Raw genomic sequence first — 7313 nt, forward strand, 5'->3', positions numbered from 1 at the left:
ACTCTCAAATTAAAATTTTGATCTCTTTGTTCAGAACTTACTAACCTAAAACTGGCTTTTAGTTTCCGTATGTCTTTCGACATAAATTTACAAAAGCGAATAAATTCGCTTGGTGTATCAAATTTGATTTGTTATTACTAACTCCTCACAATGATACGGTTCGTTTATTTATTGAAAATCTTTTTTCGAATTCTATCAAGTAAAACTTGTGAATACGATTAGAATTTTCAGGGTTGTTTCACTGTTCAATTTTCAATGTTCATCACTTTACATTTTCAACAAATTTCAATACATTGAAATCTTGTTTTCTAATGTTTCTATAAGTTGTACCGCTTTCGACATCTCTCAGTCGTTTGCGACAGCTTATCTAGTTTATCATGTTGCCTCCTTGTTGTCAAGCACTTTTTTCAAACATTTTTCATTTCAAATCTTTGTTTTCTGTACTTGTCAGAAGCGACTGTTATATCTTATAACATCTTTCGACGTTTGTCAACATGTTTTTTATTATTTTCCGAGTTGTTTTAATTCTTACTTTTTTCAGAATTGTTTGTTCATTTTCTACAACTCATTAGCTGACTTGGACTAGTATAACAGAGTTGAATTCGTTTGTAAAGGGGTTTTTAATAAAAAACAAACTCCTTTTTATTTCTTTTCTTCCATCTTCAATATTCATATTAGGTGATTGTGAATCTCATTGTAGTAGATAAGTCACAAAATACAGAGATGGGTGATGAGTAGTTGCCATGAACCTTAAAACGCAATCCTTATCAATTGAATAAGGATTGCGTCTATTCTTATTGTATCGATGCTCTCTTAATTAATTTCTGTCTTTAATCCATCCACTATATTCTCTTTTCTAATCTTTCTAGATGAATACAGCATAGCAATTCCGACAACACCAAATACAGCCGATATACCAACTATATATGTCATATATGGAAATGCATAATATTTATCGAAATTATAACTAACTGCTTTCTTAATCCAGAGTGTCATAGCAATACTAATTGGTAATCCAAAGATACAAGCTTTTATACCATACATAAGGCTTTCCATACGAATCATACGTCTAAAAACTTCTGGGGTCATTCCAATACTCTTAAGCATAGCAAACTCCCTTCTTCGCAAAGCAAAACTCGTTGAAATTGTATTGAATAAATTTGCTATACAAATTAATGAGATTAATGTTATAAACCCATATGCAAATACAGAGAACACGGTTGTGATCTGATTGTTTCTTATAATCTCCACTGCTTGATTGTATATCGTATAGTTCGATTGTATACCTCCTCTTAAGAATGCATCAACAATGTCATCTTCTATATTTTCTGCATCACTGGTATTCAGATAATAATTATACATTGCCTCACTATCAAATTGCCCAAATTCACTAAGTGCTGACAATGGTAACACGAAAGAAACATTTCCACCAATTGTACCAAATCCTACTCCTAGTGGACGCTCCTTGGTAATTAAATCAAGTTGAATTTCATAATCTTCTACCTTAATCTTATCATTTACTTTGGCTCTTAGTGGTTCTATATCTGTTAAACTATATCCCCTCTGTCTAACTTGTTGATTAATTAATATTGCATGTATTCCATCTGATCCTGAATTTTTTTTTCCTACAATCCTTTCATACTCATCATCTGGGATAAATGACAAAGAACAATAAAACACAAATTCACTATTATTTTCTGACCAATTTTCTTCTAATGCTTCCTTACCTTCCTCTGTTATCATACTTTGACTTTGCTCTTTGTCCATCACGAGCCATTCACTTAATTTAATAACAGCATTACCTTCAGTTACATTAGGAAGTTCCTTCAACAATTCACTAACAGTATCTTCTTCTTCCTTATCTATATTCCACACCGCAACATCATAAGAATCATCGCCCATAGCAAACATTACAGATTCTTTCAGATAATACACATAAGATCCTACACTAATGAATAAGATCAGACTTATCATTAATGAAAATACTAATGCTCGGTAGTGTTTTCTATTACGCTTAAGATTCTTAATTGCAAGATCTCCCTCTACTCCTAACAATCTTTGTGTTATTCTAGAAGTCTTCACTTGTTTTGCATGTACTGTAATATCTCTTGATTGTCTGATGGCTTCAATAGGAGTAATCTTAGCAGCTTTTCTTGCTGGAAGATATGCCGATATGAAGATTGTTATAACGGAAAAGATAACTGCTGCGATTATGGATTCCGAAGAAACGACTACCTTAATCCCTACATTGATACCCATGGCATTCTCAAGTATCGGTCCTAGTATTGTAAATGTTGTCCACATACCAACGAATCCCGCAATAATTCCTAGGGGTATACTTATAGCACCAGTTACTACTCCCTCAAAAAGTACAGCATTTCTTTTCTGTTCCTTAGTAGCACCAATACTTGATAGCATTCCGAATTGTTTACTTCTCTCGTTGATTGATATAGCAAATGAATTGTATATCAATGCTATCGATCCAACCATAATTATTAGTATTAAAATTGTTGTACATATTTGAATCATCTTATTATAAGTATCTTCAAACTTACTAACTCCATGTAATCGTAATAAATCATCTTGAAAAACAAGCTGCCCTTCATCCACCCCTGCGGCTCTCCCAGCTGACACTGTTTGGTTATACAGATCATTAGAAACCTTATTCATGAAAACATTAACCGTTAATGTGTCACTATTTGCTACCGTATTGTCATCAAGAAACGTAATTGCTCTTCTTCCAGGCATTGCAAACCACTCATCAGACTCTATGATTCCCACAATCGTATATGTCTCTTTTTCTCCTGTAGACTTCCACGTTTCTTGTTCTTCTACAGGAAACGTATCACCATGAAACTCAACGTCTTGTTTAAATTCTTTTTGCTCCCCTTCTATCATTGCAAAGCGTTTTCCATATTCCATGGAGATTGAATCACCAATCTTATAAGTTTCTTCTTTATTATTTGATATCTCCTTACTTACAATAATCTCTCCCGCTTTCTCGGGAAATCTTCCATCTAGTAAGGTTACTGGAAGTTTGTCAAACGCAGTACTATCATATGCTTCCACATAAATATACGGTTTCACTACCTTACTCGTATCCTTCCATTTGCTATATCCTTTGACTTGTGTATAGAAACTAAATTTCTCATCCAGCTCATCTATTAATTTATTTCCTTGCTGTTTAGTAACATCAACATATTTTACATGCCATGCACCACCGCGCTGAATCTGAATGTTTTGCAGATATGTCGTAAAGGTTAAAGCTGCTGTTGATACTGCTGTAATCATAGCTACTGAAATAATAACACCAAGTATGGTTACTATGGTCCGTTTTTTGTTTGCTTTCATGTGTTTCCATGTGAGGCTATTCATAATATTCATATTATTTGCCTCCCATGTTTGCAGGTCGTATTACTTCATCTCCTGCTATTTTCCCATCCTCTATCGTGATGATTCGATCTGCTTGTAATGCGATTGATTCATCATGGGTAATTACAATTAACGTTTGATTGTATTTTCGATTGGATAGCTTTATTAGCTCCATTATTTCATTTCCTGTTTTACGGTCAAGGTTACCCGTTGGCTCATCCGCTAACATAATCGCTGGGTTCGTAATTAATGCTCTTCCTATAGATACACGTTGTTGCTGACCGCCTGATAACTGATTTGGTAAATGATCTAAACGATCTCTAAGCTTTAATGTATGAACGATTTCATCGATATGGTCCTTCGGTACTCGACGATGGTCCAACAACAAAGGTAGTGTAATATTCTCCTCGACATTTAGTACTGGGATCAAATTATAGAATTGATAGATTAAACCAATCTGTCTTCTGCGAAAGATCGCAAGATTACTTTCACTTAAGTCATATATGTTTGTTCCGTTAATAAATACCTCTCCACTTGATGGACGATCAACACCTCCAAGCATGTGAAGTAATGTTGATTTTCCTGAACCTGATGGTCCTATTATTGCTACGAATTCTCCTTTATTTACAGAGAACGAAACGGAGTCCAGCGCTTTCACACTTGTTTCACCGGTTCCATATGTCTTACTTAACTTATTAACTCTTAATATCTCCATGTCATTAATCCCTTCCTCAATACTCCAATTATAATTATACGGTAACTCTTCAGCCCCACTTCGACGTGCTTGATCTCCCGCTGATAAGTTACAGTATACTAGTTCATAATGACATTACGATGACATACTTTGTGACAATTTTGTCACTTTGTATAGCTTGATTATAAATTTACTTCCTTTTCCCTTTTCGCTTATGATATGAATACTACCATTATGTCCAGTAATAATCTGTTTTGCTAAAGCTAATCCAATTCCCACACTATCTGGATTTGCATTTTTCCCTTTATAAAACCGTTCAAATACATGTGGTAAATCCTCTTCATCAATTCCTTCCCCATCATCAGTGATAGTGACTTGAGAATAAATTGCATTCTGCCAATATTGGATTTCAATCCTTCCCTTTACTTTTGTATGCTCAAAACAGTTTTTCAAAACATTACTAATAGCCTCTTGTAGCCACGGGAAATCTCCCATACAAGAAGCTTCTTTATCTCCATCAATATGTACTTTTATCTCTTTCAATTCTTCTATTATTCGAAATGGTTCCCTTGATTGTTCTATCAATTCACATAATACAATCGGCTCTTGTTTTAGCTCAACGGCTTTCGCGTCTAATTTTGACATCTTAAGTAGTGCAGTAACCAGCAGACGCATTCTCTCAACTTGTGTATGAATATGCTTGGTGAATTCTAGTCGCCTCATATCCTCTATATGGTCCGCTGCTATAAGGTCCGCCATCATGCTTATCGAAGTCAATGGTGTCTTAAGCTGGTGTGTTATATCTGATAACGCATCTGCTAGATACGTCTTATCCTTTAACAATAACTCATTTTGTTCAACCATTCTAAGTGTAAGTTTATATATCTCAGATTTAAGAATACTTAATTCTCCTTCTTTATAATCTCTCACATCTAATGTATAATCCCCCATATAGATTTGATATAAATAATCTGCCAATTCATTAATCTTTCTATATCTTACTTTTGTAAAAGCAATCGCATACAAAGTAATACTTGCTCCCAATAAACATACAAACACCACACCATAATTAGGGTAAATCACCGTTAATATCGCTGCAACAAATGTTATTACAAAACAGAAACTCCCCATTTGTATTAATTCTCGGTATCTCATTTGACAAACCTATCCCTTTCTAAAGTCTAGGCAATTATACAAGTTCCTTTCTCTAACATCTCAAGATGTAACAGATTGAACCCTACACGTTTAACTTTATTTCTCTATGCAATAGCCAATCCCTCGTATCGTCTTAATAATAACTGGATTACACATATCATCTTCTAGCTTTTCTCTTAATCGTTTAATATAAACAGTAAGAGTATTGTCATTTACAAAATCACCTGATACATCCCAAATACCTTCAAGTAACTGATTTCTTGTTAGTACTTGGCCTCTATGATTTAACAATTGTAACAACAGACGAAACTCCATGGCTGTTAAAATTATCTCCACATTATTCTTATATAATCTTTTTTCACGAACATTAATCTCTATATCTGCCACATATACAACATTATCTTCATTCTCTTTATGATATCTACGTAATACAGAACGGATTCTTGACATCAGCTCTCTTATACGAAATGGCTTAATGATATAATCATCCGCTCCAAAATCCAAACCCATTACTACATTTACTTCATCCTCAAGTGCTGTAAGAAATATAACTGGTGTATCTTTCTTCTTCTTTATCTCTTTACATAGATCGTATCCATTCCCATCAGGTAGTGTAATATCTAACAAGTATAAATCAAACGGAACATTATCTATCTGTTCCTTTGCTTCCTTATAAGAATATGCATTCTTTACATCGTAGCCCTCTTGTTGCAAACTATACTCTAATCCAGTCGCAATAACCCGATCATCTTCTACAACTAATATCCTCATAGATTGACTCCTTTATTTCCTTAATAAACTAAGCTTCCTCATTTAATAAATGTAATTATAACATATGATAAAAATTTTCATAGGTAAACCTTTGTTATTATGAAGCTATTTTTGTTTTCTTTCCCCTACTAAAACTTATATTGTATATTAGTTGTATACCATATTGATATTCTAATTATATTATTTAAAATACAAATCAAAGGATTCGTTATATTTGGTATCAAGTATATAGATATCAAGTATATAATCGTTATTATTAATATTTTGTTTAAATATTCTTGGTTCTATATCATTTCCCGTAACCTTTAGCGTATACGAACTACACCTCATTTGGGTATTGTCTCCATATACTATAATAAGATTTACGTATTGAGAAGTTTGATACAAAGCAATTTTTTGATTATTCTTAGGTAATATTTTCGTTCCACCAAAAAACTTATCATCTTCGAATATATCTAAGTATATATTTTCATTATCACGTCCTAGGTACGCCAAATAATTATCATTTTTCTCTTGTTGAACAACTCTATATTCACAATTAATTCTATACTTATCTTGAATAAAATCTTCTGGTTTTACTCTATCATCTTTTAAATAGTAAAGTGCTGATGTAATAATTAATACACTTAAAATATCTATAAGTATTATTTCAACTTTACTTCTTTTCTTCAACCAATCACCTCTGTCAATGTATGATATCCATATTATCCTATTAGTTGATTTAAATTACAATATTTTGTTTTAAAAAAGTGCTTAACCAATGAGCGAAACACCTTTATCAATTTACTAACCCATACACAAATATATTTATATGTAAAAACACCGAACCATACAGTTAAGCGTTATCCGTATCTAGTCACTTAAATGGCCTAATTACTTCAGTTACTCAATTACTTTAGTGACCTAATCACTCCTGTATACAACTAAACACATGCAAAAAAAGCCATTAATCAATTACGATTAATGGCTTTCCTTTTCTTATATCTTCAAAACTACACATTGAATTTTTGTCAGATCATTCTTTTGGTTAAGCCCTCGACCTATTAGTAACAGTCAACTACATGTGTTACCACACTTCCATCTCTGTCCTATCAACCTGATCGTCTTTCAGGGGTCTTACTAGCTTGTGCTATGGGATATCTTATCTTGAGGGGGGCTTCACGCTTAGATGCCTTCAGCGTTTATCCCTTCCAAACTTGGCTACTCGGCCATGCACTTGGTAATGCAACCGATACACCAGAGGTTCGTCCAACCCGGTCCTCTCGTACTAAGGTCAGCTCCTCTCAAATATCCTACGCCTACGCCGGATAGGGACCGAACT

Annotated in this window: 5 protein-coding genes and 1 rRNA gene; all 6 read right to left on the reverse strand. The window is 33.6% G+C overall.

From position 1 onward, the window contains the following. Positions 1 to 813: 813 nt before the first annotated feature. The gene (locus tag BUB90_RS22770; RefSeq protein ID WP_073291935.1) at positions 814 to 3384 is read right to left on the reverse strand and encodes an ABC transporter permease; all 2571 of its coding nucleotides are present in this window, start codon (positions 3382 to 3384) and stop codon (positions 814 to 816) included. A gap of 1 nt (position 3385) precedes the next feature. After that, a complete protein-coding gene (locus tag BUB90_RS22775; RefSeq protein WP_073291938.1) occupies positions 3386 to 4087 on the reverse strand; it encodes an ABC transporter ATP-binding protein in 702 nt (233 codons plus the stop codon). Positions 4088 to 4201: 114 nt separating this feature from the next. Continuing rightward, positions 4202 to 5221 (reverse strand): sensor histidine kinase, encoded by a 1020-nt coding sequence (locus BUB90_RS22780; protein ID WP_073291941.1) that lies wholly within the window; start codon positions 5219 to 5221, stop codon positions 4202 to 4204. A 96-nt stretch (positions 5222 to 5317) separates the two neighbouring features. Continuing rightward, the gene (locus BUB90_RS22785; RefSeq protein ID WP_073291943.1) at positions 5318 to 5992 is read right to left on the reverse strand and encodes a response regulator transcription factor; all 675 of its coding nucleotides are present in this window, start codon (positions 5990 to 5992) and stop codon (positions 5318 to 5320) included. Positions 5993 to 6172: 180 nt separating this feature from the next. Next, positions 6173 to 6664 carry a hypothetical protein gene (locus BUB90_RS22790; protein ID WP_073291945.1) on the reverse strand — a complete coding sequence of 164 codons (492 nt, stop codon included), beginning with the start codon at positions 6662 to 6664 and terminating at the stop codon, positions 6173 to 6175. A gap of 351 nt (positions 6665 to 7015) precedes the next feature. Continuing rightward, positions 7016 to 7313, reverse strand: a 23S ribosomal RNA gene (locus tag BUB90_RS22795); the annotation flags it as partial.

Origin of the sequence: Anaerosporobacter mobilis DSM 15930 (assembly GCF_900142955.1) — a bacterium.
Classification (GTDB): domain Bacteria; phylum Bacillota; class Clostridia; order Lachnospirales; family Lachnospiraceae; genus Anaerosporobacter; species Anaerosporobacter mobilis.

Excerpts from the sequence above, each read along its gene's own strand:
- BUB90_RS22780 (WP_073291941.1), bottom strand. The coding sequence starts at position 5,221 with ATGAGATACCGAGAATTAATACAAATGGGGAGTTTCTGTTTTGTAATA.
- BUB90_RS22770 (WP_073291935.1), bottom strand. The coding sequence starts at position 3,384 with ATGAATATTATGAATAGCCTCACATGGAAACACATGAAAGCAAACAAA.
- BUB90_RS22785 (WP_073291943.1), bottom strand. The coding sequence starts at position 5,992 with ATGAGGATATTAGTTGTAGAAGATGATCGGGTTATTGCGACTGGATTA.
- BUB90_RS22775 (WP_073291938.1), bottom strand. The coding sequence starts at position 4,087 with ATGGAGATATTAAGAGTTAATAAGTTAAGTAAGACATATGGAACCGGT.